Below are 26,416 nucleotides of genomic sequence, written 5' to 3' on the forward strand. Positions count from 1 at the left end.
GGTGCAATGCATTATTTCGCATTATTTTTTCAGCCAAGCGCTAAAAGGTTTCAAATCGGTATCACTTTCGACATACCAGGCCCGCCGCGCGATGTCGAATTTGGCGCCAAGCGCCTTGACTTGGTCCTTTTCATGGAAGCTGGCGGTCAAATACAGGCGCGCAGCGGGCGCCGGGGCGGGCGCCGCCAGATTGCGCTCCAGCGCCGCGTCGGCCGCTGCTGAAGATTTAGGCAAGCGCATCTGCGCGATAAAGCTGCTGCGCTGGGCCGCGTCGTTGGGCGAGAGCAGGGTCAGGCGGGCGCGGGCGCGGGTGGCGGCCACATAAAACAGGTTTTCCTCCTCGCGCCGGGGTTGCATCGGATGCGGAAACTCGCCGTCTTGCAGGAAAGGCAAGATGACGTGGTCGAATTCCTTGCCCTTGGCGTTGGCCGCGCATTCGATCAGCACCGACTTGCGGTCGCGCTTGCGGCGGATGAAGGCTTCGCGCGCGTTCATCGCGCTCCAGAATTCCTGCAAGCTCTGGCCCGAGGCGGCGGCCGCTTCCAGCAGGCTGGCGATGGATTTATTGATCACGCCGGCATCGTAGGCGCGCACGAAGATGCGGCGCGCGGTGGCGGCCAGCTGCACGCGCTCGCACAGTTCGGTCAGCACGGCAGCGGCCGGCGTCGCCGGGTCCACGGCGGACAGCCATTCCAGGGCGGCGATCACGGCGCGCTTGGTCGCTTCGCTGGCGACGTCGCGGTAGCTCGGCTCGACGCCGTCGCGGCGCTCGTCCTCGATCATGAACAATTCGCCCAGCAGGTCCGGGCTTTTCATGATCTGCTGCTTGAAGTTGTCCATGCTGCGCGCCGAAAACTTCATTTCGCTGAAAGCCACCATGGCGTCGACGATGGCGCCGCGCACCTGTTCCGATTTGACGGCGCCAAAGTCGCGCAGCGCAATCGCCAGCAGGCCGCGCAGGAACAGGATCTCGTCGCGCTGCAGGTAGCCGGCCATGGGCGGCGTGCGGTAGTCGATGTCGGCTTCAACCAGGGCGTTTTCAATCGCCATCGACTGATGGCGGTCGCGAATCAGGATGGCGCAGCCGTCCAGGTCGTAGCCGTCGCGCTTCCAGTCGCGGATCGCGAACACCACGCGCTGCGCGCATTCGGCCGCGCTGTCGTAGTGGCCGTGCTGGATCTCGGTGCGCAGCGGCAGCTGCGAGGAGATGGTCTTTTGCTTGAACTCGGCCATGGCGCCGGCCAGGTGCGGGCCGTGGCGCCAGGTTTGCGTCAGCGGGTAGCGCTGCAGCTTGGGGAAGCGTTCGGCGAAGCGGCGCTGCAGGTATTCATCGCTGGCGCCCAGCTTGGCGTGGATCACCTGGTCCTTGTCGCCGGCGCCGACGAAGTAGCATTGCGGCCGGTCGATCAGGGCGTCGAGGATGCGGAACGCCGCTTCGTTCAGGTCGTGCAGCTCGTCGCACAGCACCAGGCGGTAGTCCGGGAACTGCTCGGCCAGGCGGCCGCCGCCGTGCAGGTTGCAGGCCAAGTCGTAGGTGGCGTCGAAGGGGCCGCGAAATACCGCGCCGGCGCCGCCGTCGAGACGCAAGCGCTCGTATTCCAGCGTGGTCAGGTAGTCGGTCAGCGGCACGCCCAGCACTTCGGCCGCTTCCTCCGGCGCCATGAACTCGACGTCGCTGTCGAGCGCCATGGTGGCTTTCAGGCCCAGCTGCACTTCCAGGAACTGGCTCAGCGCCAGGCTGTGGGTGTGTAGTTCGAGTCCGTCCACGTGGCCGGCGTAGCGCTCGGCGGTGCGGTCCATGGCTCGCAGCGCGTAGCCTTTCAGCGCGCGAACTTCGCGGCACTGGCGCACGTCGTCGCCGTCCACCAGGTCCATCATCCAGGCGGCGAAGTCCTCGAAACTCAGCACCGCCAGGCGTTCGACCAGCGTCGACGGCACGCCCACCTCCAGCAGACGGCGGCGCAGCACGTCGCGCGCCTCGGGCGTGAAAGTCAGGGCCAGGATCTGTTCCGGCGGCAGCTTGCGCGCCAGCGCCTCGCCGATGCGCAAGGCCAGCGTGGTGGTCTTGGCGGCGCCGGCGTTGGCGTCGATCAGGACGACCTTGTTCTGCGCCAGCTGGATGGTGGTCTGTTCGGCGGTCGGGATCAGGCCTTGCGGGGTGAAGCGTGGGGAATTCGGATTGGGCTGGTTCATCCGCTACATTATAGCGACCGGCAGCGACAAGCCGGTAGCGGCGCGGGCAGGCGCCAGATTGGCTGCGACCGGCGTCAGGCGCGCGGTGGCGCCTTCGATGAACTGGGCGCTGAACACCCGTCTTTCGGTCTCGGTGTCATGCTGGGCGATGCGGGCGCACAGCAGGTCGGCCGCCGCCGCCGCCATCTTCGGCATCGGCTGGCGCAGCGTGGTGAGGTTGTAGCTGATCCAGTTGGACGGCTCCACCGCATCGAAACCGGCCACCGACAGCTGGCCCGGCACATCGATGCCCAGCTCGTGGCGGGCGTAGTCCAGGCAGCCGATGGCCATGACGTCGCTGCCGCAGATGATGGCGTCCGGTACGCCGCCCAGCTGGGCGATGATGGCCTTCAGGCCAAGCGCGCCGCTGCGGTAATCGTATTGGCCCGGCACCACGATCGGCGCCGGCAGGCCCAGCTCGGCAATGCGCTCGCAGGCGCCGCGCCGGCGTTCGCTGGCGACGCTGGAATCCATATTGCCGCCGATGATGCCGAACTGGCGATGGCCGGCCGCCGCCAGGCGCGAGGCCAGCATGCGGCCCGCGTCCAAATGGTCGCAGGAGACGGTGTTGACGGCGTGGTCGCGCAGGATGCGGTTGAACAACACCAGCGGCACGCGCCGGCGGTCGAATTCGGCAATGTGCTCGGGCGAGAGGCGGGCGGCGGCGATCACGCCGTCGACCTGGTATTGCCACACGTCGGCCAGCGCGCTGTCGACATCGGCCTCGCGCGCCAGGGTGAACAGCAGCACGCGCTTGCCGCGCGCCGTCATCTGCTGGCTCAACTCGGCCAGCATCTCGGGATAGTACAGATTGGCCTGGTTGGTGATAATCAGTGCCACCATATTGGAGCGGCGCGTAATCAGGCTGCGGGCGGCGGCATTGGGGATGTAGTCGAGCAGGGTGGCGGCTTGCATCACCCGTGCATACGTGGTCTTGGAAACGCTGGCGCCGGGCTTGAAGCAGCGCGACACGGCCGATTGCGAGACGCCCGCCACCAGCGCCACGTCGTAGGAGGTGACGCGCCGGTTCTCGCTGGCGATCACGGCCTTCATCTCGGTCGCGCAGTGCTCAACTGTCAGCTTGGATTTGCTCATCGTCTCTATCGGCGCACAGCCGGCGGCTGGCATTCTTATCGGGTAACCTAGAATAATTTAAAAACTTACCCCTTGGCAACAAGTATCGCATTTCTGCAAAGAAATATCCTCCAGCTTGTGGCTATGTTGCAATTTTCCCTGCGATGCGGCTTTTTCTGATAGCATGTCGCCCCTTTAGCTGAACTGAAGTGAAGAGGAAGGGGCGATATGGCCATTGCTTGCGGCGTTGATTTTGGCACGTCCAATTCCACCGTTGGCTGGGTACGTCCCGGCCATCCGGTGATGCTGGGACTGGAGGACGGCAAGACCACCTTGCCGTCGGTGATCTTCTTCAATGCGGACGACGACGAGGTCACCTACGGCCGCGCCGCGCTGGGCGAATACCTGGCCGGCTACGAGGGGCGCCTGATGCGTTCCATGAAAAGCCTGCTGGGCACCAGCCTGATTGACGGCCAGACCGAGGTCGGCGGCCGCGCGCTGCCGTTCCGCATGCTGCTGGCCCAGTACATCGGCGAGCTCAAGCGCCGCGCCGAGCGTGCCGCCGGCCGCGAGTTCAGTTCGGCCGTGTTTGGCCGCCCGGTCCATTTCATCGACGACAGCAAGGAAAACGACCAGCTGGCCGAAGACACCCTGGCCGAAGTGGCGCGCTCGGTCGGCTTCAAGGACATCGCCTTCCAGTTCGAGCCGATCGCCGCCGCCTTCGACTACGAGTCGCAGATCGACCGCGAAGAGCTGGTGCTGATCGCCGACATCGGCGGCGGTACGTCCGACTTCTCGCTGGTGCGCCTGTCGCCCGAACGCGCCAAAAAGGCCGAACGCCGTGACGACATCCTGGCCAACGGCGGCGTCCACATCGGCGGCACCGACTTCGATAAATACCTGAGCCTGTCGTCCATCATGCCGCTGCTGGGCTATGGCAGCCGCCTGCGCAACAACAGCGAAGTGCCGTCCAGTTACTTCTTCAACCTGGCCACCTGGCACACCATCAACCAGGTCTACACCAAGAAAATGTGGACCCAGCTGTCCGACCTGCTGCGCGATTCGGCCGAACAGGAAAAGCTGGGCCGCCTGCAACGCCTGATCGACGAGCGCGCCGGCCACTGGCTGGCGATGAAGGCGGAAGAGGGCAAGATCGCCCTGTCGGCCGACCCGCGCGTCCAGCTGAACCTGGATCGCCTGGCGCCGCCGGTGGTGCTCGATCTGAACCGCGACCAGTTCGACGGCGCCATCGACCACCTGGTGGGCTCGGTGGAAACCACCGTCAACGATCTGTTGCGCGACGCCGGCGTGCAAGCGTCCGACGTCGACACGGTATTCTTCACCGGCGGCTCCAGCGGCGTGCTCAAGCTGCGCGAGCGCATCGGCGCGCTGGTGCCGGCCGCGCGCAAGGTCGAAGGCGACCTGTTTGGCAGCATCGGCGCCGGCCTGGCGCTCGATGCGGTACGCAAGTTCGGCTAACTCGGATCAAGGACACCATGCTCGACCAACCCATCGTCATGCTCGACTTCGAGACCACCGGCCTCTCGCCCGCCATGGGCGACCGCATCACCGAGGTGGCGGCGCTGCGCATCGTCGGCGGCGAGGTGGTCGAACGCTACGTCTCGCTGGTCAATTGCGGCGTGCGCATTCCGTCCTTCATCACCGGCCTGACCGGCATCACGCAAGCCATGGTGGACCGCGCGCCGTCGGCGGCGGAAGTGGTGCCGCAGCTGCTGGACTTCATCGGCAGCGACGCGCTGTCGGCCCACAACGCCAGCTTCGACGATAAATTCCTGCGCGCCGAGGCGGCCCAGCTCGACCTGACGCCGCGCCACGCCTCGCTGGTGTGCTCGCTCAAGCTGTCGCGTCGCGTATTCCCCACACTGGGCAGCTACAAGCTGGGCCAGTTGTCGAGCGCGCTCGGCATCAAGTTCCGCAGCGCCGCCCACCGGGCCGAGGCCGACGCCGAGGTGGCCGCGCAACTGCTGATTCACATCGGCCGCCACCTGCGCGCCAGCTACGGCATCGACCAGGTCGACACCGATCTGTTGGTGGCCGTCAACAAGCTGGCCGCCGCCAAAGTCCCGCAGTTTCTGCAAAAGCGATCAGGACAGTAAACGATTGCAAGTCATCACGGGCGCGTTTGAGCGCGCGCAAATCCCGCCGGGATCTGCGTTTTACACTTTCATCAAGATTGTTAAACATTTGATCAGAGGTGTGCCGTGAAAAAACATTGTGCGGCCCAGGAGGGCCTGGACACTTACCGCTGGTTTCTGGCGGCCGCCGAGCGCGGCGACGCCTACGCGCAATTCAACCTGGGCCGCATGTACAAGAGCGGCGACGATGGCGTGGCGCGCGATGAACGGCAAGCCTTCCGCTGGATGAGCAAGGCGGCCCAGCAGGGCCTGGCCTATGCGCAAAACCAGCTCGGCGTGATGTTCTACTACGGGCGCGGCATCGAGGCCGACGACGACATGGCGCTGTACTGGTTCCGCTGCGCGGCCCGTCAGGGCGAAGCCTCGGGCCAGCAGAATCTCGGACAAATGTACCGTCAGGGACGCGGCGTCACGCCCAACGATGAAATCGCCCACGCCTGGTTCTGCCGCGCCGCCGAGCAGGGCCTGGCCAGCGCCCAGACCCTGCTCGGCGAAGCCTATGCGGAAGGGCGTGGCGTGCTGCGCAGCTACGCCATGGCGCGCGCCTGGTATCGCAAGGCCGCGCTGCAAAACGACGCCCATGCGCAGTTGCGGCTGGGCCTGATGTACAAGCACGGCTGCGGCGTGGCGCGCAACGAGGCGCAGGCGGTGGCCTGGTTCCGGCAGGCCGCCGGGCAGGATGTGGCGATGGCCCAGCGCCTGGTCGGCGTGGCCTATGCCGAAGGCCTGGGCGTGAAGGCCGATCCGCAGCGGGCGGTGTCGTGGCTGTTGCGGGCGGCCGAGCAGGACGATGTCGACGCCCAGTTCAACCTGGCGGTGCTGCTGTCGCACGGCAAGGGCGTGCAGCGCGATGAAGACGTGGCGCTGGTCTGGTATCGGCGAGCGGCCGAGGCCGGCCATGCGCTGGCCCAGTACAATCTCGGCGGCATGTATGCGCGCGGACGCGGCGTCGAGCGCGACGAACGCCTGGCGCTGGAATGGTATCGGCTGGCGGCCGAGCAGGGCACGGCCAGCGCGCAGTTCAACCTGGCGCAGATGTATGCCAACGGCCACGGCGTGAACCGCGACGATACGCTGGCGGCAGCCTGGTACCGCAGCGCCGCCGAGCAGGGCGACGCCGGCGCCCAGAACAACCTCGGCGTGATGTACGCCAACGGCCTGGGCGTGGAGCGCGACGAGGCGCAGGCGCTGCACTGGTACCGCAAGGCCGCCGAACAGGGCCACCCGCTGGCCCGCTACAACCTGGGCATGGCCGGGCAGCCGGACTGACGCAGCTTCAGTTGCCCGGCGGCTGGCGGCGGTCCAGGAACAGGCTGTTGCCGTGGATTTTCTTGGCTTGCTTCTTCGATTCCGCCGCCGCCGTGGCGATCTGGTGGTGGCTGTGATACTGGTGCGGCTCGACGCGGATCGCGCCCACCGACAAGCTCATCACGGAATAAAACACTTTCCGGCCCTGGCGGTCCTCGCTCAGGTAGCCGCCGCGCTCGCGGTCCTCGGTGCTGTAGAAGTCCATCACGTGGCGGCTGAACGCTTCCAGCACGTGCTGGCAGCGCTGCTCCCAATCCTCGCTCTGGAACAACACCATGAAGTCGTCGCCGCCGATGTGGCCGACAAAATCGCGGTCGGGATCGCAATGGCTGGCCAGCAGGTTGCCGGTCAGCTGGATCACGTCGTCGCCGCGCCGGTAGCCGTAGGCGTCGTTGAACGGCTTGAAGTGGTCGAGATCGAAATAGCAGACCCAGAAACGCGTGCCGCTCTCCAGCAGGCGGTCGATGTGTTCGGTGATCGGCACGTTGCCCGGCAACTGGGTCAGCGGATTGGCGTAGCGCGCGGCCTTGATCTGCAGCTGCGTGATTTCGCGCATCAGGTCGTGCCCGGTGCCCATGCCGGCGTAGCGGCCTTGCTCGGTGATGATGAAACCATTGAACAGGTGGTGGGCGGCGGCTTGCGCCATGCGGAAGCTCAGCTCCTGCAGGCTGGTGCTGCGGTCGGCGATCAGCGGATTGGCATCCATGAACTGGCGGCAGGATTTCTTGCCATATAGTTCACGCTCGTAGGGCCGGGCGAAATGTTCGATCATCACGAAGCGGCTGATCAGGCCCAGCGGCACGCCATCGTCCACCACCGGAATGATCATCAGTTCCGGCGCGTGCTGGAAAATCGCGTACACCTCGTTGTTGTTCATGGTGGACGGCACCGCCGTCACCGGGTGCAGCAGCTTGGCGATGGTGGCGCGCTGATCGATGCCGCGCTGCGGATAGACGGCCACGCCGTTGCGCGCCAACGTCTTGACCACTTCGGCCGGCGCCGTGCGGGCCGGAGTCGGGTGCGGACGGCCGAGGTGGTAGCCCTGGCCGTAGGCCACGCCGACATCGCGCAGCACCAGCAGTTCGGCCTGGGTTTCGATGCCTTCGGCGATCACGCGGGTGTTGGATTTTTCAGCGATTTCCTGGATCGAGCGCACGAATTGCAGCTTCACCGGGTCGTGGTTGATGCCCTGGATGAAGTGCATGTCGATCTTGACGAACTCCGGCCGCAGCTCGGACCACAGGCGCAGGCTGGAAAAGCCTTCGCCGAGGTCGTCGATGGCGATCTGGAAGCCCATCTGGCGGTAATGCAGCACCGCTTCGCGCATCAGGTCGTAGTCGTAGGTGGGCTGGTTTTCGGTCAGCTCGATGATCACCCGTTCCGGGTTGATGCCGAGCTGATGAATGACTTCCAGCGTTTCGCCATGGCGCGCGTCGCGTTGCAGCAGCGACTCCGGGCTGACGTTGAGGAACAACTTGCCCGGCAGGCCCAGCTCGGCAAAGCGCTCCAGCACCACCTTGCGGCACAGGTGTTCGACCTCGACCGTGAGATCGTTGGTGCGCGCCGTCTTGAACAGGTTCATGGGCGCGTGCAAGGGGCTGTCGGACGGACCGCGTATCAAGCCCTCGTAGGCGATGATTTCGCCCGTTTGCATGTGTACAATGGGCTGGAACAGCGCGCTGAGCTGGCGGCGTGCCAGGATGTCGAGCAGATGCGCGCGCAAGATGGCCTCCTCATCCTCTTCCCGAGGTTGCAGATAAGTGATGGTGGCGCCGGCGGCCGGCTTGAGTACTGAATTCACAATGAATCGCTTGCCAAAGTTGCGTTTAACTGTGCGATCATAAAGTTCATTTGTGACGGCGTGATGAATTCTGGAAACATTTTGCCCGTGACTGGTATTACAATACAGTGTCACCTCTACTGAGATCAGGATACCCATGCTCCGTTCCGTCAGCCGTTCCGTCATTGCCTGCGGCACCTTCTTGAGCGCGGCCGCCGGCGCCACCGGCATCGCGGTGCAGGTGCAGGACGCCAGCGGCAAGGTGCTGCCCGACACCGTGATTTACGTCGAACCGGAAGGCGCGGCGCCGGCCGCCAAGTCGGCACCCGCCGTGCAGATCGAGCAGAAGGGCCTGAAATTCATGCCGCTGGTGACCGTGGTGCAGGTCGGCGCCACCATCAATTTCCCCAACAACGACAAGGTGCGCCATCACATCTATTCGTTTTCGCCGGCCCACAAGTTCGACCAGAAGCTGTATTCCGGCCAGGCCGCCTCGCCGCAGGTGTTCGACAAGGCCGGCACGGTTGTGCTCGGCTGCAACATCCATGACAAGATGATCGCCTATGTCAGGATCGTCGACACGCCGTACTACGCCAAGACCGACGGTTCCGGCGCCGCCCGCATCGAGCTGCCGGCCGGCGGCAAGTACGTGGTCAAGGCCTGGCACTACAACACGGTGGGCGGCGCCACCCCGGAGCAGACGCTGACGGTGAAGGCCGGCAACGACCTGGCCACCGCCATCTTCAAATTGCCCATGAAGCCGGTGGTGGTGGACGATGCCGCGCTTTGACCGCGATCAGCTGAAAAAGCAGTTCAGCTTTCGCAGCATCGAAAGCCGGATCGTCACGCTGTTCCTGGTGTTGATCGTGGCGGTGCAGGTGGTGGGCCTGGTGGTGATCCAGCGCGGCATCGAAAGCAATGCGCGCGCGGCCATCAGCGCGGAACTCAACAACGGCACCAAGGTGTTCCGGCGCCTGCTGGAACAGAATGCGCAAAGCCTGCGTTTCGGCGCGCGGCTGCTGGCGCGCGACACCGCGTTCGTGGCGGCCATCGGCAACAACGATGAAAGCGACCGCGCCACCATCGAATCGGCGCTGGCCAACAGCGGGCGCCGCATCAAGGCCTCGCTGTCGATGCTGATCGGCGACGACCGCAGCATCAGCGCCACCACCAATCCCGCGCAGTCGAAGGGGCTGGAGAAAATGGCGCTGTCGATGCTGGACGCGGCCGAAGCGGCCGATGGCGCCATCGGCATCGCCATCGTCGACGACCGGCCGTTCCAGATCGTCGCCATGCCGATCAAGGCGCCGATCACCATCGGCTGGATTGTGATGACCTTCCCGATCGACCGCCAGCTGGCCAACGAGATGCGCGAGGTCAGCTCGCTGCAAACCTCGGTGCTGACGCGCGATCGACAGGGCAGCTGGCTGCCGGTCGGCTCGACCTTCGTCGGGCCGTCGGCCCAGACCGTGGTCGACCAGCTGCAGGCCTTGCCTCAGGCGCCCACCGGGCCGTTCGACATGGTGGTGGAAACCACCCAGTACAGCGCGCGCCTGATGACCATCGGCGAGGATGGCGGCCAGACCGCCAGCGTGCTGCTGGCGCGCTCGTTCGACGAGGCCACGGCCGACTACCGCCGCCTGGAGCAGTGGCTGATCGGCCTGACGCTGGGCGGCATCTTCGCTTCGGCGCTGGCCATCGTGTTCACCGCCAAGCGCATCGCCCAGCCGATCAGCCAATTGGTGGTCACGGCCAAGCGGCTGGAGGAGGGCGACTACAAGGTCGTCATCGACAGCCGGCGCGAAGATGAAATCGGCCAGCTGGCGCACGCCTTCGACGCCATGCGCGAAGGTATCGCCAAGCGCGAACAGGAAATCCGCCGGCTGGCGTACTGGGACACGCTGACCAACCTGCCGAACCGCGCGCAGTTCGTGCTGCTGCTGAACGATGCCCTGCACGAAGCACGCCGGCGCGAAGAGGCGCTGTTCGTGCTGATGATGGACCTGGACCGCTTCAAGCACGTCAACGACGTCATGGGCCACAGCTTCGGCGATGCGCTGCTGCGCCAGGTGGCCGGCCGCCTGCAGCTGCTGCTGGCCAACCGCCGGCAATCGTCGGCGCAGGTGGCGCGCCTGGGCGGCGACGAATTCGCCGTGCTGCTGCCGGCCACGAATATCGATGCGGCGCAGCTGATGGCGGCCGAGATCCTGCAGGCGCTGGAGACGCCGCTGTCGCTGGAAGACCAGATGGTGGACATCGGCGCGGGCCTCGGCATCGCCGGCTATCCGGCGCACGCCGACGATGGCGAAACGCTATTGAGCATGGCCGAAGTGGCGATGTACGCCGCCAAACAGCGCAACGACGGCGCCGTGGTGTACGACGCGGTGATGGACAAATCCAGCGCCAAGAGTTTGTCGCTGCTGACGGAGCTGCGCAACGCCATCGAGCGCGACGAGTTCCGCCTGCACGTGCAGCCCAAGATTTCGCTGCAGACCGGGCGCGTGGTCGGCATGGAGTCGCTGGTGCGCTGGGCGCATCCGGAGCGCGGCAATGTCTTCCCCGACGAGTTCATTCCGTTCGCCGAGCAGACCGGCTTTATCCGCATCCTGACGCGCTGGGTGATGGAGAAGTCGGCCGAGTTGTGCCGCGAGCTGGCCAGCAAGGGCCATCACCTGAAGGTGTCGGTCAACCTGTCCACGCGCGACCTGCTGGACCAGGACTTGCCGGCCAAGTTCGCCGACCTGCTGGCCCGCCACAAGCTGACGCCCGGTTCCTTCTGCCTGGAGATCACCGAGAGCGCCATCATGGACGATCCGGTGCGCGCGCAGAACACGCTGGAGCGTCTGAGCGCCATGGGCCTGGATTTGTCGATCGACGATTTCGGCACCGGCTATTCGTCGCTGGCCTACCTCAAGCGCCTGCCGGTGAATGAACTGAAAATCGACAAGTCTTTCGTGCTGAATATGGAGAAGGACGAAGGCGACACCAAGATCGTGCGCTCGACCATCGACCTTGGCCACAACATGGGCCTGCGCGTGGTAGCCGAAGGGATCGAGAGCGAAGCCGTATGGCGTTTGCTGGCGGAGCTGGGCTGCGACCAGGGCCAGGGCTACTTCATGAGTCGTCCGATACCGGGCGACCAGCTGATCCCGTGGCTTGAGAAGTGGCGCGCGCCGATCGCCATCGGCGCACAGGCCGATGCGGCGGTGGACGTGAGCTACGCCAAATAAAAATCGTCTTTGTTTTTCAGCTAACGTGTCATATTTGTCATGCTTCACGTTATGATCTGTATTCCTGATGAACCTTACACGGATACGGATCACCTATGCAACGACATGCACTCCTGGCCTCCCTCATCTTCGCCCAATCGGCGGCGTTCGCGCAAAGCGCACCAAGCTGCCCGGCACCGGGCGCACCCATGAACTACCCGGTCACGCGCACGGTCGACCAGCAGGACAACTACCACGGCACCGTCATCGCCGATCCGTATCGCTGGCTGGAAGACGCCAACAGCGCCGAGACCAAGGAGTGGGTGGAGGCGCAGAACAAGCTCACGCAAGGCTACCTGTCGCAGATCCCCGGCCGCGAAGCGATCAAGTCACGCCTGACCAAGCTGTGGAACTTCGAGCGCTTCAGCGTGCCGTTCAAGGAAGGCGGCCGCTATTTCTACAGCCGTAACGACGGCCTGCAGAACCAGGCGGTCCTGTACACCATGAAGACCTTGGCCGACGTGCCGCGTCTGCTACTCGATCCGAACACCCTGGCCGCCGACGGCACCGTGGCGCTGGCCGGACTGGCGGTCAGCCCGAACGGCAAGTTCCTCGCCTACAGCACCGCCGCCTCGGGTTCGGACTGGAACGAGATCAAGGTGCGCGACATCGAGAGCGGCAAGGACGTCGAGGACCACATCAAGTGGGTCAAGTTCTCGCGCACCGCGTGGCTGCAAGACGGCTCCGGTTTCTTCTACAGCCGCTACGACGCGCCGCAGGAAGCCACCAAGCTGGCCGACGTCAACTACTTCCAGAAGCTGTACTTCCACAAACTGGGCACGCCGCAAAGCGCGGACGTGCTGGTGTACGACCGTCCGGACCACAAGGACTGGGGCTTCAGCGCCGAAGTCACGCAGGACGGCCGCTTCCTGGTCATCAGCGCTTCGCAAGGCACGGAGAACAAGAACCGCGTGTTTTACAAGGACTTGAGCAAGAAGGATGCGAAAGTGGTCGGCTTGCTGGAAGACTTCGACGCCGCCTATGATTTCGTCGGCAACGACGGCCCGGTCTTCCTGTTCCGCACCGAGCGCAATGCGCCGCGCGGCCGCATCGTCAGCATCGACACCCGCAAGCCGGGTGTGCTGAACTGGAAGCAGATCGTCCCGGAGAGCAGCAGCACCATGGTCTCGGCGTCGCTGGTGAACAACCAGCTGATCGTCGATTACCTGAGCGACGCGCACAGCCTGGTCAAGGTCTACGACCTGAAAGGCAAGGCCCTGCACGACATCGAACTGCCGGGCCTGGGCACGGCCAGTGGCTTCAGCGGCAAGCGCGCGGATACCGAAACCTTCTACGCCTACACCAGCTTCACCAGCCCGACCATCATCTACCGCCACGACCTGAAGGCCAACAAGAGCAGCGTGTACCGCCAGCCGAAAGTGGACTTCGATCCTAGCGCGTTTGAAACCCGCCAGGAATTCTTCACCTCGCGCGACGGCACCAAGGTGCCGATGTTCATCGTCGCCAAGAAGGGCCTGAAGCTCGATGGCAGCAACCCGACCTACCTGTACGGCTACGGCGGTTTCAATGTCTCGCTGACGCCGGCCTTCTCGGTGGCCAACCTGGCGTGGCTGGAAATGGGCGGCGTGTACGTGATGGCCAATCTGCGCGGCGGCGGCGAGTACGGCGAATCGTGGCACGCGGCCGGCACCAAGCTGCAGAAGCAGAACGTGTTCGACGACTTCATCGGCGCGGCCGAATGGCTGGTGGCGCACAAGGTGACGTCGCCTGCCAAGCTGGCCATCGGCGGCGGCAGCAACGGCGGCCTGCTGGTCGGCGCGGCCATGACGCAGCGCCCGGAGCTGTTCGCGGCGGCGATTCCGCAAGTGGGCGTGATGGACATGCTGCGCTTCCATAAATTCACCATCGGCTGGGCCTGGACTTCGGACTACGGTTCGTCCGACAACGCCGACGAGTTCAAGGCGCTGGTCAAGTACTCGCCGTTGCACAACCTGAAGAAGGGCGCGTGCTACCCGGCCACCATGATCACCACCGCCGATCACGACGACCGCGTGGTGCCGGCCCACAGCTTCAAGTTCGCCGCCACCGCGCAGGCCGACCAGGTCCAGGGCGGTGCGCCTATCCTGATCCGCATCGACAGCAAGGCGGGCCACGGCGCCGGCAAGCCGACCACCAAGCAGATCGAGGAAGTGGCCGACCGCTGGGGCTTCCTGAGCCGCGCGCTGCAAATGGACGGCGGCGACGCCGCCAAAGCAGCAGGCCAGCCATGATGCGCGCGCCGACCGCTGCACCGCTGCTGCTCGCACTTTTGATGTCCGGCGCCGCACCGGTGGCGCTGGCCGCCGGCGCGGATCAGCCAACGCCGGCCGCGCCCACGCCGCCCATCAAGCAGATCGCTGACGCCACGCGCGGCCTGCAATCGCAGCCGGGCTTTATCGACGTCTGGCGCGATACGGACAAGGGCAGGGTGTTGCTGTCGGTCGGCGCGCTGGATCAACCGTTCCTGCTGGCGAGTTCCTTGCCGTATGCGCTGGGTTCCAACGACGTGGGCCTGGACCGCGCGCAGTCCGGCGAAATGCGCATGGTCCATTTTGAAAAACACGGCAACAAGCTGTTCCTGGTGCAGGAGAACACCAACTACGTCGCCAACTCCGCCGACCGCGACGAGCGCGCGGCCGTGCGCGAGTCGTTCTCCAACTCGGTGCTGTGGTCGGGCGAGATCATCGCCGGCGACAAGGAGCGCCAGTTGGTGGACTTCTCCAGCTTCCTGCTGGCCGACCGCCACGGCATCGCCGCGCGGCTGGCCGCCACCAAGCAGGGCCAGTACGCCGTCGATCCATCGCGCAGCGCGGTGCTGGCGGCCGAAGCCAAGGCCTTTCCGGACAATGTGGAACTGGAGGCGCTGCTGACCTTCGCCGGTCCGGGACAGGCCGAATTCGTGCGCCAGGTGGGAGCCGATCCGGCCAGCCTGTCGATGCGCCAGCGTATCAGCATGGTGCGCCTGCCGGCCTTCGACGCCGCCAGCGGCTGGCAGCCGCGCGCCTATCATCCGTACTCCGGCGGCTTCGACACCAGCTACTACGACTTCGCCACGCCGCTCGCCAGCAGCATCGACGTGCACTGGCAGGTGCGCCACAAGCTGGAAAAGACCGACCCATCGGCCGCCGTCAGCACGGTGAAGAAACCGATCGTCTACTACGTGGACCGGGGCGCACCGGAGCCGGTGCGCTCGGCGCTGATCCAGGGCGCGTCGTGGTGGGCCGGCGCCTTCGAGAAGGCCGGCTACAAGGATGCCTACCGCGTCGAACTGCTGCCGGAAGGCGTGGACGCACTGGACATCCGCTACAACGTCATCAGCTGGGTGCATCGCGCCACGCGCGGCTGGTCCTACGGAAATGCGTTGAGCGATCCGCGCACCGGCCAGATCCTGCGCGGCGCCGTTACGCTCGGTTCGCAGCGTGTGCGCCAGGACATCCTGATCGCCGAAGCGCTGCTGGCTCCTTACGGCAAAGCCGGCGCCACCGACAAGCACAAGCTGGCGGAGCAAATGGCGCTGGCGCGCTTGCGTCAGCTGTCGGCGCACGAAGTCGGCCACACGCTGGGCTTCGCGCATAACTTCGCCGCCAGTCGCATCGGCACGGGCAACGGCTCGGTGATGGATTATCCGCATCCCATCCTCAAGTTGAATGCGCAGGGCGAGGTTGACCTGAACAACGCCTACGGCGTTGGCGTCGGTCCGTGGGACGACTACATCGTCAACTACATCTACGGCGATTTCGGCGGCGGCGCGCAGGAGCAGGCCGCGCTGGCCAAGCTGCGCGGCGAGGCGCGCGCGGCCGGCATGCTGTATTCCAGCGACCAGGACGACCGCACGCCGGGCGCCAGCCATCCGGACGGCCTGCTGTGGGACTTCGGCCCGGATACGCTGAAGACCTGGGACCAGCTGGGCGCAGTGCGCCAGCGCGCCCTGCAAACCTTCTCGGTCGATGTGTTGCCGGACGCGCGCCAGATCGGCGAGCTGGAAGCGCGCCTGGTGCCGGTCTACCTGTTGCAGCGTTATCAGGGCGAAGCGGTGGCGCGCCTGATCGGCGGCGGCGACTTCGATTACACCAGCGCCGGCGACGTCAAGGCGGGCATCGCCAAGGCCGGCGTCAAAGCCACGCCGGCCGACGTGCAGCGTCAGGCGCTGAACCGCCTGACCGACAGCCTGCGCGCCGAATACCTCGCCTTGCCGGCCAACGTGCTCGATATCCTGACGCCGCCGGCATCCGGTTATGGCCGCAGCCGCGAGTACTTCGAGACGCGCATGGAATCGGTGTTCGACGCCTTCTCGATCGCCGAAGCGGGCGCCGCGCAAACCGCCGGCTTCCTGCTGGACGCCGCGCGCATCAACCGCCTGGCGTGGCAGCACGCGCGCGATGCCAAACAACCGGGCGTGCAGGAAGCGCTGACGCAGCTGCTGCAGAAAACCTGGAAGCGCGATGCCGTGCCGGCCTCAGTGATCGGCGGCGAGGCGGTGCAACTGGCGGCCAACTGGGTAGTGGCCGACAGCCTGCTCAACCTGCTGGACGGCGGCAAGCTGCATCCGCAGGTGGCGGCCGAAGTGCGGCAGTCCGCGCGCGAGCTGGCGCAGTGGCTGCAAAAGAATCCGGGCAAGAGTGTGACCGCCGACAGCCGCAAGCAAGCGGCCGAGTTGATCGCTTCCTACCTGGCCGATCCGCGCAGCGTCAAGCTGCGTGGCGCACCTCCGGTGCCGCCCGGCGCACCAATTTAGCGCCTCAAATTGGTGCGTCTGTGGCGATGGCCGTCGGACGCACCACTGACGCACCAACATGAAACTACATTAAAATCAGCAACTTAAGATTTTGCACCAAATTGGAACGGAAATTGCTTTCCATGTTAGTTCTTTATTTGATGTGCTTTATTTTGGGGAGTGATTTTGATGTCTGGACACAAAGACGGCGCGGATGCCTTGTTCATCCTGCTCGGCGCCATCATGATTTTGGCGATGCATGCGGGTTTTGCTTTCCTTGAATTAGGCACGGTACGTAAAAAGAACCAGGTCAACGCGTTGGTGAAAATTCTGGTGGATTTTGCCGTTTCCACCATTGCCTATTTCTTCGTCGGCTACAGCATCGCCTACGGCATCAATTTCTTCTCCTCGGCCGACGTACTGGCCGCCAAAAACGGCTATGAGCTGGTCAAGTTCTTCTTCCTGCTGACCTTTGCGGCCGCCATCCCGGCCATCATTTCGGGCGGCATCGCCGAGCGGGCCAAGTTCCATCCGCAGACCGTGGCCACCGCCTTGCTGGTCGGCCTGGTCTATCCCTTCTTTGAAGGCATCGTCTGGAACAACCGTTTCGGCGTGCAGGAATGGCTGGCGCAAGCCTTCGGCGCCGGCTTCCACGACTTTGCCGGTTCGGTGGTGGTGCACGCGGTGGGTGGCTGGATCGCGTTGCCGGCGGTACTGCTGCTGGGCGCGCGGCGTGGCCGCTACATGAAGAACGGCGCCATCGCCGCCCATCCGCCATCGTCGATTCCATTCCTGGCGCTGGGCGCATGGATTCTGACGGTGGGCTGGTTCGGCTTCAACGTCATGAGCGCGCAGGCGCTGGACAAGATGAACGGCCTGGTGGCGGTCAATTCGCTGATGGCGATGGTGGGCGGCACGCTGGTGGCGCTGATGATGGGCAAGAACGACCCCGGCTTCGCCTACAACGGCCCGCTGGCGGGCCTGGTGGCGGTGTGCGCCGGGTCGGACCTGATGCATCCGCTGGGCGCGCTGGTGACGGGCGGCTTGGCCGGCGCCATCTTCGTCTGGATGTTCACCCTGGCGCAAAACAAATGGAAGATCGACGATGTGCTGGGCGTCTGGCCGTTGCACGGCCTGTGCGGCGCCTGGGGCGGCATTGCCGCCGGCATCTTCGGCCACAAGGAGTTGGGGGGCGTGGGCGGCGTATCGCTGCTGTCGCAATTGGTGGGCACGGCGATGGGCATCACGGTCGCCCTGATCGGCGGTTACGCCGTCTACGGCCTGCTGAAAGCCACCATGGGCCTGCGCCTCGACCCGGAAGAGGAATTCCAGGGCGCCGACCTGTCCATTCATCGCATCAGCTCCACGCCTGAGCGCGAGGCGAACTGGTAAATCTTAACGGTGTATCACCACCAGCACGGCTTTCGCTTCCGTTTTGCCAACATTGCGTATGATGTGCTGCTGGTCGCCTGGGTAGCGCGCCGTGCTGCCCAGCTTGACCTTCTTCTTGCTGGTTCCCACTTCCACTTCCACTGAGCCGTGCAACAGCGTCAGGTGCTCCTGCGCGCCCGGATCGTGTCCCTGCGAGGCCAGTTCGCCGCCCGGCGACAGCGTCAATTCATACCACTCATATTTACTTGCCAGCTCCAGCGGCCCCAGGATGCGCAGCACATAGCCCGCATGCAGGCCGGGCAGGGTGGGGATTTCGTGCGCCTCGATCACCCGGATGGTCTCGGTCTGGCGCTCGCCGGTGGCCAGCAATTCGCCGATCTGCACGCCCAGGGCGTTGGCTAAACGCCACGTGATGGCGATGGTCGGATTCGCCTTTTCGCGCTCGATTTGCGATAGCATGGATTTGGAAACGCCGGCGATGCGCGACAAATCCTCCAGGGTCAGGCCACGGGCCAGGCGCAGTCGCTGCAGCGCGGCGCCGACTTCTGGTGGCGCATTGTTGGGTACAGGTGTTTTCATTGTTTGGGTTGCGGAGTTCACTGGATCGCTATAAAATTCAATATATCGAATTTGAATTCGACATAACGAATTTCGCATAAGGTGGCGGAATCGTATCACATACAAGGACCATCATGAGCAATCAACAACAAACCTTCTACAGCGGCCTCCAGCAAACCCTGGATCAACTGCGTGAACAGGGCCTGTACAAGCCGGAGCGCGTACTGGCGTCCCGTCAGGGCGCGGAAGTGGTGAGCGAAGATGGTCGAATGCTGATTAATATGTGCGCCAACAACTACCTGGGCCTGTCGGGCGAGGAATGGGTGGCGCAGGCCTCGATCGACGCCACCGAAAAATACGGCTACGGCCTGTCGTCGGTGCGCTTCATCTGCGGCACCCAGACCGTGCACAAGCAACTGGAGCAGGCCATCTCCAAGTTCCTCGGCACCGAAGACACCATCCTGTACGCGGCGGCTTTCGACGCCAACGGCGGCGTGTTCGAGCCGCTGTTCGACGAGAACGACGCCATCATCTCCGATGCGCTGAACCACGCGTCGATCATCGACGGCATCCGCCTGTGCAAGGCCGCGCGCTTCCGCTATGCCCACAACGACATGGCCGACCTGGAGAAGCAACTGGAGGCCGCCGCCGACAAACGCCACAAGATCATCGTCACCGATGGCGTGTTCTCGATGGACGGCACCATCGCCCAACTGGACAAAATCGTTGAACTGGCCGAGAAGTACGGCGCGCTGGTGATGATCGACGAATGCCACGCCTCCGGCTTCATGGGCCAGACCGGCCGCGGCACGCACGAGCACCACAACGTGGTCGGCAAGATCGACATCATCACCGGCACGCTGGGCAAGGCCCTGGGCGGCGCCATGGGCGGCTTCACCTCCGGCCGCAAGGAAGTGATCGAGATGCTGCGTCAGAAGTCGCGTCCCTATCTGTTCTCCAACACGCTGGCGCCATCGATCGCCGGCGCCTCGCTGGCGGTGCTGCAGCAACTGTCGCTGTCGACCGAGCTGCGCGACCGCCTGCATGAAAACACCGCCTTCTTCCGCAAGGAGATCGAGCGTATCGGCTTCACCATCAAGCCGGGTACGCACCCTGTTGTTCCTGTCATGTTGTTCGATGCGCCGGTGGCGCAGAAGTTCGCCGCCCGCATGTATGAACTGGGCGTGCTGCTTAGTGGTTTCTTCTACCCGGTGGTGCCGATGGGCCAGGCGCGCGTGCGCGTCCAGCTGTCCGCCGCACACACCCGCGCGCAGCTGGAGACCGTGCTCAAGGCATTCGAACAAGCCGGCCGCGAACTCGGCCTGCTGAAGAACTAAAACATGAAAATCGTCAGGAACAATCAAATGGAACAACAAAAAATTCTGGTCATCGGCGCCAACGGCCAAATCGGCAGCGAACTGGTGGAAGCATTGGCCGCGCAGCACGGTGCGCAAAACGTCATCGCCAGCGATGTCAGCCCGACCAACCTGTATAACGCCGCCCGCTACACCACGCTCAATGTGCTCGACAAGCAGGCCTTGTCCACGCTGGTGACCGACGAAGGCATCACCCAGGTGTACCAGCTGGCGGCCATGCTGTCGGCCACCGGCGAAGCGGCGCCGCTGAAGGCCTGGAGCCTGAACATGGACGGCCTGCTGAACATCTTGGAAGTGGCGCGCGAGCGCGGCGTCATCGGCAAGCCGCTGAAGGTGTTTTGGCCTTCGTCGATCGCGGCCTTCGGCCCGAACACGCCGGCCGTCGATACGCCGCAGCTGACGGTGATGGACCCGACCACCATCTACGGCATCAGCAAGCTGGCCGGCGAGCGCCTGTGCGAATACTATTTCCTGAAATACGGCGTCGACGTGCGTTCGATCCGCTACCCCGGCATCATCAGCTTCAAGTCGCCTCCGGGCGGCGGCACCACCGACTACGCGATCGCCATTTTCCACTCGGCGCTGCGCGGCGAGCGTTATGAATGCTTCCTCGGCCCGCAAACCACGCTGCCGATGATCTACATGCCCGACGCCATCCGCGCCACCATCGAATTGATGGACGCGCCGACGGAACTGGTGAAAGTGCGTTCCTCGTACAACGTGGCCGGCGTTTCCTTCAATCCGGAACAGCTGGCGGCGGCCATCGCCTCCAAGCTGCCGGACTTCAAGATCGCCTACAAGCCGGATAGCCGCCAGGCCATCGCCGACACCTGGCCGCAAAGCCTGGACGACAGCACCGCAAGCGCCGACTGGGGCTGGAAAGCCCGCATCGGCGTCGATGAAATGGTCACCGACATGCTGGCCAACGTCGACGTCAGCCTGGGCAAGGCCGCCTGATGGACATGAGCGTCTTCGATCTGTTCAAGATCGGCATCGGCCCATCGAGCTCCCATACCGTGGGCCCGATGGTGGCGGCACGCCGCTTCCTGCTCGATAACGCGCCGCTGGACGAGGTGGCCGAGGTCAAGGCCGAGCTTTACGGCTCGCTGGCCTTGACCGGCATCGGCCACGCCACCGACAAGGCGGTGCTGCTTGGCCTGATGGGCGAAACGCCGCAGGACGTGGTGCCCACCAGCGTCGATACGCAGCTGGCCGAGGCGGAAGCGGCCGGCCAACTGCAGCTGCTGGGCGCGCACGCCGTGCCGTTCAAGCGCGGCACGCATCTGGTGTTCCACATGGCCGAATCGCTGCCCGAGCACCCGAACGGCATGCGCTTCACGCTGACCCGCAAGGACGGTTCCAGCGTCAGCAAGGTGTACTACTCGGTGGGCGGTGGCTTCATCCGCGAAGAGGGCGAGGTGCCGGTTGCCGCCGCCGATGTCGTGGTCGTGCCTTACCCGTTCGGCACCATGGACGAACTGCTGGCGCACGGCGTGCGCAGCGGCCTGACCATCCCGCAAATGCTGCGCGCGAACGAGTGCGTCCGCATGGGCGACGATGCGCTCAATGCCGGCCTGGATAAAATCTGGAACGTCATGCGTGACTGCATCGCGCACGGCCTCGATACGCCGGGCCAGCTGCCGGGCGGCTTGAACGTCAAGCGCCGCGCCGCCGGCTTGTGGTCGCAGGCCAGCACGCCGCAGGTCAACAGCCTGCCGCACGACGCCATGCACCAGGTCAGCCTGTACGCGATGGCGGTCAACGAGGAAAACGCCGCCGGCGGCCGCGTGGTCACCGCGCCGACCAACGGCGCGGCCGGCATCATTCCGGCGGTGCTGCGCTACTACGCGGAAGACTGCAAGCCGAGCGACCCGGTCACCGGTGTGCGCGACTTCATGCTGACGGCGGCCGCCATCGGCATGCTGTGCAAGCGCAACGCCTCGATCTCCGGTGCGGAAATCGGCTGTCAGGGCGAGGTGGGTGTGGCTTGCGCCATGGCCGCCGCCGGCCTGGTGGCGGCGCTGGGCGGTAGCAATGGCCAGATCGAGAACGCCGCCGAAATCGGTATCGAGCACCATCTGGGCATGACCTGCGATCCTATCGGCGGCTTGGTGCAGATCCCCTGCATCGAGCGTAACGGCATGGGCGCGGTCAAGGCCATCACGGCCGCCTCGCTGGCGTTAAAGGGTGACGGCACCCATTTCGTCAGTCTCGACGAAGTGATCGAAACCATGCGCCAGACCGGCGCCGACATGCAGGCCAAGTACAAGGAAACCTCGTTGGGTGGCCTGGCGATACACGTCATTACCGTCAATCACGCTGCTTGCTGAGTAGCGTTTCAAATTCCGGCGCGGGCAGGGGCTTGCTGAAATGGTAGCCCTGCATTTCATCGCATAGCTGCTCGCGCAGGAAGTCCAGCTGTTCCACCGTCTCCACGCCTTCCGCAATCGTCGTCAGCCCCAGGCTGCGCGCCATGTTGATGATGGCGCTGACGATGGCCTTGTCCTCGGCGTCGGTGCTGATGTCGCGCACGAAGGATTGGTCGATCTTCAGCTTGTAGACCTTGAACTTCTTCAGGTGGCTGAGCGACGAGAAGCCGGTGCCGAAATCGTCGATCGACATGCGGATGCCACGGTCGTGCAGATGGTTCATGGTGGCGATGGCGCCCTGCGGGTCCTGCACCGCCACACCTTCGGTCAATTCCAGTTCCAGATACTCGGGCGGCAGGCTTTCCTCGTACAGGATCTGCGCCACTTTCGCCGGCAGGTCGGCGGCGCGGAATTGCGCGGCCGAGAGATTCACCGCCATCACCAGCGGCGGCAGGCCCGCTTCCAGCCATATGCGCGCCTGGCGCACGGCCTGGCGCAGCACCCAGTCGCCGATCGGGATAATCAGGCCGCTTTCCTCGGCGGCGGGAATGAATTCGGCGGGCGACACCACGCCCAGCTCCGGCGTGTGCCAGCGCAGCAGCGCCTCGGCGCCGATGATGCGTCCCGTCTTCAGCGATACCTGCGGCTGGTACACCACGTGCATCTGCTCGCGCTCCAGCGCGTAGCGCAGCGCGTTCACCAGTTGCAGGTGACGCTCGGCGTGCTGCTGCATGGCGGCGGTGAAGAAGCGGAAGTCGTGGCGTCCGGCGCGCTTGACCTGGTACATGGCGGCGTCGGCGCGTTGCAGCAGGGTCTCCACGTCCTGGCCGTCGTCCGGATACACGGCGATGCCGATCGAGGCCGAAACGCGCAGCTCGTGCTTGCCGACGCTGTAGGAATTGCCGGTCAGGTCGAGCACCTTGCGCGCCACGTCGCTGGCTTCGCCGCTGCCCAGGTTGCGCAGCACGAAAATGAATTCGTCGCCGCCCAGGCGGGCCACCATGTCACCGTCGCGCAGGCAGCTGGTCAGGCGCAGCGCCAGTTCGGACAGCAGGGCGTCGCCCACCGTGTGGCCGAGCGAATCGTTGATGTCCTTGAAATGGTCGAGGTCCAGCATCATCACCGTGGCCGGCGTGCGGCTGGTACGGGCCTGCTCCAGCATGTGGCGCGCGCGCTCGTGCAACTGCGAGCGGTTCGGCAGGCCGGTCAGCACATCGTAATGCGCCAGGTAGTGCACGCGCTGGTCGGTTTGCTGGCGCATCGCCTCGCGCTCGAAGTTCTTCAGCGCGAATTCGATATCGAGCGTCATTTCCAGCAGCAGCTCGCGCACGTCGTGGTCGAAGGCGTCGACGGCGCTGGAATAGGGCGCAAAGAAGCCGATGATGTCGCCGTTGCGGCGCAGCGGTATCGCGGCCGACGAGGCCCAGCCATGGCGCGCACCGTGCACATGCCAGTGCAGCGTTTCCGGCGCGTGCTGGTAGTCCTGGCACCAATAGGGCTGGCCGCTGCGGTAGGCCAGGCCGATCGGTCCGCGTCCCTGCGGCGTCGACGCGTCCAGCGAGACTTCGAGCTGGTCCAGATAGTCAATGCCGCCGCCATGCGCGGCGGCCACCTTGATGCGGCCGTTGTCCGGGTCGATCAGTCCTATCCACGCCATCTGCATGCCGCCGTAGCTCACCACGTCGCGGCAGATGCGTTCGAACAGCTCGGCCTCGGTATGGCTGTGCACAATCGCCTGGTTGCATTGGCTGAGCGCCGAATACAGGCGGCTGACGCGCTGCGTACGCTCCATCGCCTGGTTGCGCTCCGCGTCCAGGCGGCGCTTGCCGCGCCAGACCATCAGCACCAGAACCACGGCGCTGAGCATGAAGGCGACGCGCGCGAGAATCGCGTCGAGCGCGGTGTCCTTCACCAGCATCCGGGTGCGCAGGTCCATGCTGTCGTTGACCTGGCCGATGGGGCGCATGATGGCGGCCTTGGCGTCGTGGTAGGCAACGTCGTACAGCATGGCGGCGGCGCGCGCCGGGTCGCCGCCGGCGGTGCGCAGGTCCATGGCGGCGACTTCGACGTTGGCCAGCTTGTCCGATTCCTGTTTGGCGGCGCTCAGCAACGCCAGTTCTTCCGGCGCCAGCTGCGCTTCGCGCAGCAGTTGCATCAGCGGCACGATGGCCTGGCCGGCGCGCGGCCGCTGGCCGCTGGCCGGCACCAGGTCCCAATACACATTTTCATACCCCTGCGGGCGCGGCGCCCGGCCGTCGCGGATGGCGCGGATTTCCTCGTAGTGCTTGCGGTATTGTGGCTCGCCGGTGGCCACGTAGGTACGCGCCATGCGGCTCAGGTCATCGGATGACTGGCGCAGTTCGTCCACCAGGTTGTGCGAGACGTAGCGCAGCTCGTTGGCGTGATCGATGCGCTTTTCGGTCCAGACGTAGACCATGAACGCCGCCGTGACCAGCAGCATGGTGCCGAAACAGGCCCACAGAAAGCTGTCATATTTGGGTTGCGGGAGGTGGGCGTGCGGCTTCATTATGTTGTACGACGAGCGATAAGTACGCCATTATATATGGCTTGTGGCGCGCGCCAGCCAGCAATGCCGTGGATGGGGATGACCATAAAACAACGTGAATTTCACGGGAAAGCGTGAGGCGCACTATAATAGCCGCTCGCCTTTGTACCGTTCTGCAGCTCAACTGGAATTCTTTCTCATTTATGCAATACGTGTCTACCCGCGCCGCGTCGTCGGCTGCCGCTTCGTCCTCCCAACAATTTTCCGATATTCTGCTGGGCGGCCTTGCCGCTGACGGCGGTCTGTTCCTGCCTGCTGAATACCCGCAGGTGAGCGGCGCGGAGCTGGACGCATGGCGCCAGCTGTCCTACGCCGACCTGGCGTTCGAGATCCTGAAGAAGTTCGCCACCGACATTCCGGGAGCCGACCTGCGCGCGCTGACCGCCAAGACCTACACCAAGGAAGTCTACAAAAACGTCCGCCAGGGCGAAAAAGCCAGCCAGATCACGCCGCTGCGCGTGCTGGAAGAGCACGACAACGGTGCCAAGCTGGTGCTGCAGGCGCTGTCCAACGGCCCGACGCTGGCGTTCAAGGACATGGCCATGCAATTGCTGGGCAACCTGTTCGAATACGCGCTGGCCAAGCAAAACGCTGAACTGAACATCTTCGGCGCCACCTCGGGCGACACCGGCAGCGCCGCCGAATACGCGATGCGCGGCAAGAAAGGCATCCGTGTCTTCATGCTGTCGCCGCACAAGAAAATGAGCGCCTTCCAGACCGCGCAGATGTTCAGCCTTCAGGATTCGAACATCTACAACATCGCCATCGAAGGCGTGTTCGACGACGCCCAGGACATGGTCAAAGCCGTGTCCAACGATCTCGAATTCAAGGCCCGCCATAAAATCGGCACCGTCAATTCGATCAACTGGGCGCGCGTGGTGGCCCAGGTGGTGTACTACTTCCGTGGCTACCTGGCGGCCACCACCTCGAATGACCAGAAAGTGTCGTTCACGGTCCCGTCGGGGAACTTCGGCAATATCTGCGCCGGCCATATCGCCCGCATGATGGGCCTGCCGATCGACAAGCTGGTGGCCGCCACCAACGAAAACGACGTGCTCGATGAGTTCTTCCGCTCCGGCGTGTACCGCGTGCGCAAGTCGGCCGAGACCTATCACACCAGCAGCCCGTCGATGGACATCTCGAAAGCCTCCAACTTCGAGCGCTTCATCTACGACCTGGTGGGCCGCGACAGCGACCGCACCCGCGCGCTGTTCCAGAAAGTCGACACCCACGGCGGCTTCGACCTGTCCGGTAAGCCGGGCAGCGACGGCGACGAGTTCAAGCTGGTGGCCAACTACGGCTTCAAGTCGGGCAAGTCGACCCACGACGACCGCGTCAACACCATCCGCGACGTGGCCGACGATTACGACGTCGTGATCGACACCCACACCGCCGACGGCATCAAGGTGGCCAAAGAGAACCTGGAACCGGGCGTGACGATGATCGTGCTGGAAACCGCGCTGGCGGCCAAGTTCAACGAAACCATCCTGGAAGCGCTGGGCATGGACGCCGAACGTCCGGAAGGCTTCGAGAACATCGAAGAGCTGCCGCAGAAGTTCGTGGTCATGAAGCCCGATGTCGACGCCATGAAGGCGTACATCGCCGCCAACACGGGGCTGTAA

General features: G+C 64.6%; 17 protein-coding genes. 12 read left to right on the forward strand and 5 right to left on the reverse strand.

Annotated elements, in window-relative coordinates:
* Window positions 1-21 precede the first annotated feature (21 nt).
* Together ACXZ1M_RS27200 and ACXZ1M_RS27205 are read right to left on the reverse strand one after the other, a co-directional pair.
* The gene (locus tag ACXZ1M_RS27200) at window positions 22-2,193 is read right to left on the reverse strand and encodes a 3'-5' exonuclease (protein ID WP_459050715.1); all 2,172 of its coding nucleotides are present in this window, start codon (window positions 2,191-2,193) and stop codon (window positions 22-24) included.
* Window positions 2,194-2,196: 3 nt separating this feature from the next.
* On the reverse strand, window positions 2,197-3,327 hold the full coding sequence (locus ACXZ1M_RS27205; RefSeq protein WP_459050716.1) for a LacI family DNA-binding transcriptional regulator: 1,131 nt from the start codon (window positions 3,325-3,327) through the stop codon (window positions 2,197-2,199).
* Window positions 3,328-3,534: 207 nt separating this feature from the next.
* Here ACXZ1M_RS27205 and ACXZ1M_RS27210 point away from each other — a divergent pair, with 207 nt between their 5' ends.
* From ACXZ1M_RS27210 to ACXZ1M_RS27220, 3 genes are all read left to right on the forward strand, one after another.
* Entirely contained in the window at window positions 3,535-4,785 is a 1,251-nt protein-coding gene (locus ACXZ1M_RS27210; protein WP_459050717.1) for an Hsp70 family protein, read from the forward strand.
* A 17-nt stretch (window positions 4,786-4,802) separates the two neighbouring features.
* On the forward strand, window positions 4,803-5,423 hold the full coding sequence (locus tag ACXZ1M_RS27215) for a 3'-5' exonuclease (RefSeq protein WP_459050718.1): 621 nt from the start codon (window positions 4,803-4,805) through the stop codon (window positions 5,421-5,423).
* A gap of 105 nt (window positions 5,424-5,528) precedes the next feature.
* Entirely contained in the window at window positions 5,529-6,731 is a 1,203-nt protein-coding gene (locus ACXZ1M_RS27220) for a tetratricopeptide repeat protein (RefSeq protein WP_459050719.1), read from the forward strand.
* A gap of 7 nt (window positions 6,732-6,738) precedes the next feature.
* On the opposite strand, the gene ACXZ1M_RS27225 is transcribed toward ACXZ1M_RS27220, so the two are convergent.
* Window positions 6,739-8,571 (reverse strand): EAL domain-containing protein, encoded by a 1,833-nt coding sequence (locus tag ACXZ1M_RS27225; RefSeq protein WP_459050720.1) that lies wholly within the window; start codon window positions 8,569-8,571, stop codon window positions 6,739-6,741.
* Between the two features lie 136 nt (window positions 8,572-8,707).
* Here ACXZ1M_RS27225 and ACXZ1M_RS27230 point away from each other — a divergent pair, with 136 nt between their 5' ends.
* The 5 genes from ACXZ1M_RS27230 (at window position 8,708) to ACXZ1M_RS27250 (ending at window position 17,925) form a co-directional block, all read left to right on the forward strand.
* Complete coding sequence (locus ACXZ1M_RS27230; protein ID WP_459050721.1) at window positions 8,708-9,340, forward strand: methylamine utilization protein; 633 nt, start codon at window positions 8,708-8,710, stop codon at window positions 9,338-9,340.
* Window positions 9,327-11,780: a putative bifunctional diguanylate cyclase/phosphodiesterase gene (locus ACXZ1M_RS27235; RefSeq protein WP_459050722.1), complete on the forward strand. Its 2,454-nt coding sequence runs from the start codon at window positions 9,327-9,329 to the stop codon at window positions 11,778-11,780. The genes ACXZ1M_RS27230 and ACXZ1M_RS27235 overlap by 14 nt, the downstream gene beginning before the upstream one ends.
* A gap of 95 nt (window positions 11,781-11,875) precedes the next feature.
* A complete protein-coding gene (locus ACXZ1M_RS27240; protein ID WP_459050723.1) occupies window positions 11,876-14,050 on the forward strand; it encodes a prolyl oligopeptidase family serine peptidase in 2,175 nt (724 codons plus the stop codon).
* Window positions 14,047-16,554 (forward strand): zinc-dependent metalloprotease, encoded by a 2,508-nt coding sequence (locus ACXZ1M_RS27245; RefSeq protein ID WP_459050724.1) that lies wholly within the window; start codon window positions 14,047-14,049, stop codon window positions 16,552-16,554. The genes ACXZ1M_RS27240 and ACXZ1M_RS27245 overlap by 4 nt, the downstream gene beginning before the upstream one ends.
* Before the next feature lie 168 nt (window positions 16,555-16,722).
* Window positions 16,723-17,925: an ammonium transporter gene (locus tag ACXZ1M_RS27250; RefSeq protein WP_459050725.1), complete on the forward strand. Its 1,203-nt coding sequence runs from the start codon at window positions 16,723-16,725 to the stop codon at window positions 17,923-17,925.
* A gap of 3 nt (window positions 17,926-17,928) precedes the next feature.
* Here the strand turns inward: ACXZ1M_RS27250 and ACXZ1M_RS27255 are convergent, their stop codons facing one another.
* On the reverse strand, window positions 17,929-18,504 hold the full coding sequence (locus ACXZ1M_RS27255; RefSeq protein ID WP_373986791.1) for a helix-turn-helix domain-containing protein: 576 nt from the start codon (window positions 18,502-18,504) through the stop codon (window positions 17,929-17,931).
* Window positions 18,505-18,617: 113 nt separating this feature from the next.
* On the opposite strand from ACXZ1M_RS27255, the gene kbl reads away from it, so the two are divergent.
* Genes kbl through ACXZ1M_RS27270 form a run of 3 tightly spaced genes read left to right on the forward strand, consistent with a single transcriptional unit; the run spans window position 18,618 to window position 22,189 of the window.
* A complete protein-coding gene (gene kbl / locus ACXZ1M_RS27260; RefSeq protein ID WP_459050726.1) occupies window positions 18,618-19,820 on the forward strand; it encodes a glycine C-acetyltransferase in 1,203 nt (400 codons plus the stop codon).
* A gap of 27 nt (window positions 19,821-19,847) precedes the next feature.
* On the forward strand, window positions 19,848-20,816 hold the full coding sequence (locus ACXZ1M_RS27265) for an NAD-dependent epimerase/dehydratase family protein (RefSeq protein ID WP_459050727.1): 969 nt from the start codon (window positions 19,848-19,850) through the stop codon (window positions 20,814-20,816).
* Window positions 20,816-22,189 (forward strand): L-serine ammonia-lyase, encoded by a 1,374-nt coding sequence (locus tag ACXZ1M_RS27270; protein ID WP_459050728.1) that lies wholly within the window; start codon window positions 20,816-20,818, stop codon window positions 22,187-22,189. The genes ACXZ1M_RS27265 and ACXZ1M_RS27270 overlap by 1 nt, the downstream gene beginning before the upstream one ends.
* Here the strand turns inward: ACXZ1M_RS27270 and ACXZ1M_RS27275 are convergent.
* Complete coding sequence (locus ACXZ1M_RS27275; RefSeq protein ID WP_459050729.1) at window positions 22,170-24,755, reverse strand: putative bifunctional diguanylate cyclase/phosphodiesterase; 2,586 nt, start codon at window positions 24,753-24,755, stop codon at window positions 22,170-22,172. The two genes, ACXZ1M_RS27270 and ACXZ1M_RS27275, sit on opposite strands and share 20 nt — an antisense overlap.
* A 182-nt stretch (window positions 24,756-24,937) precedes the next feature.
* On the opposite strand from ACXZ1M_RS27275, the gene thrC reads away from it, so the two are divergent.
* Window positions 24,938-26,416 carry a threonine synthase gene (gene thrC, locus ACXZ1M_RS27280; RefSeq protein WP_459050730.1) on the forward strand — a complete coding sequence of 493 codons (1,479 nt, stop codon included), beginning with the start codon at window positions 24,938-24,940 and terminating at the stop codon, window positions 26,414-26,416.

The sequence above is a fragment of the Duganella paludis genome, assembly GCF_054461335.1.

Excerpts from the sequence above, each read along its gene's own strand:
- ACXZ1M_RS27200 (WP_459050715.1), bottom strand. The coding sequence starts at position 2,193 with ATGAACCAGCCCAATCCGAATTCCCCACGCTTCACCCCGCAAGGCCTG.
- ACXZ1M_RS27205 (WP_459050716.1), bottom strand. The coding sequence starts at position 3,327 with ATGAGCAAATCCAAGCTGACAGTTGAGCACTGCGCGACCGAGATGAAG.
- ACXZ1M_RS27210 (WP_459050717.1), top strand. The coding sequence starts at position 3,535 with ATGGCCATTGCTTGCGGCGTTGATTTTGGCACGTCCAATTCCACCGTT.
- ACXZ1M_RS27215 (WP_459050718.1), top strand. The coding sequence starts at position 4,803 with ATGCTCGACCAACCCATCGTCATGCTCGACTTCGAGACCACCGGCCTC.
- ACXZ1M_RS27230 (WP_459050721.1), top strand. The coding sequence starts at position 8,708 with ATGCTCCGTTCCGTCAGCCGTTCCGTCATTGCCTGCGGCACCTTCTTG.
- ACXZ1M_RS27235 (WP_459050722.1), top strand. The coding sequence starts at position 9,327 with ATGCCGCGCTTTGACCGCGATCAGCTGAAAAAGCAGTTCAGCTTTCGC.
- ACXZ1M_RS27240 (WP_459050723.1), top strand. The coding sequence starts at position 11,876 with ATGCAACGACATGCACTCCTGGCCTCCCTCATCTTCGCCCAATCGGCG.
- ACXZ1M_RS27245 (WP_459050724.1), top strand. The coding sequence starts at position 14,047 with ATGATGCGCGCGCCGACCGCTGCACCGCTGCTGCTCGCACTTTTGATG.
- ACXZ1M_RS27250 (WP_459050725.1), top strand. The coding sequence starts at position 16,723 with ATGTCTGGACACAAAGACGGCGCGGATGCCTTGTTCATCCTGCTCGGC.
- ACXZ1M_RS27255 (WP_373986791.1), bottom strand. The coding sequence starts at position 18,504 with ATGAAAACACCTGTACCCAACAATGCGCCACCAGAAGTCGGCGCCGCG.
- kbl (WP_459050726.1), top strand. The coding sequence starts at position 18,618 with ATGAGCAATCAACAACAAACCTTCTACAGCGGCCTCCAGCAAACCCTG.
- ACXZ1M_RS27265 (WP_459050727.1), top strand. The coding sequence starts at position 19,848 with ATGGAACAACAAAAAATTCTGGTCATCGGCGCCAACGGCCAAATCGGC.
- ACXZ1M_RS27270 (WP_459050728.1), top strand. The coding sequence starts at position 20,816 with ATGGACATGAGCGTCTTCGATCTGTTCAAGATCGGCATCGGCCCATCG.
- ACXZ1M_RS27275 (WP_459050729.1), bottom strand. The coding sequence starts at position 24,755 with ATGAAGCCGCACGCCCACCTCCCGCAACCCAAATATGACAGCTTTCTG.
- thrC (WP_459050730.1), top strand. The coding sequence starts at position 24,938 with ATGCAATACGTGTCTACCCGCGCCGCGTCGTCGGCTGCCGCTTCGTCC.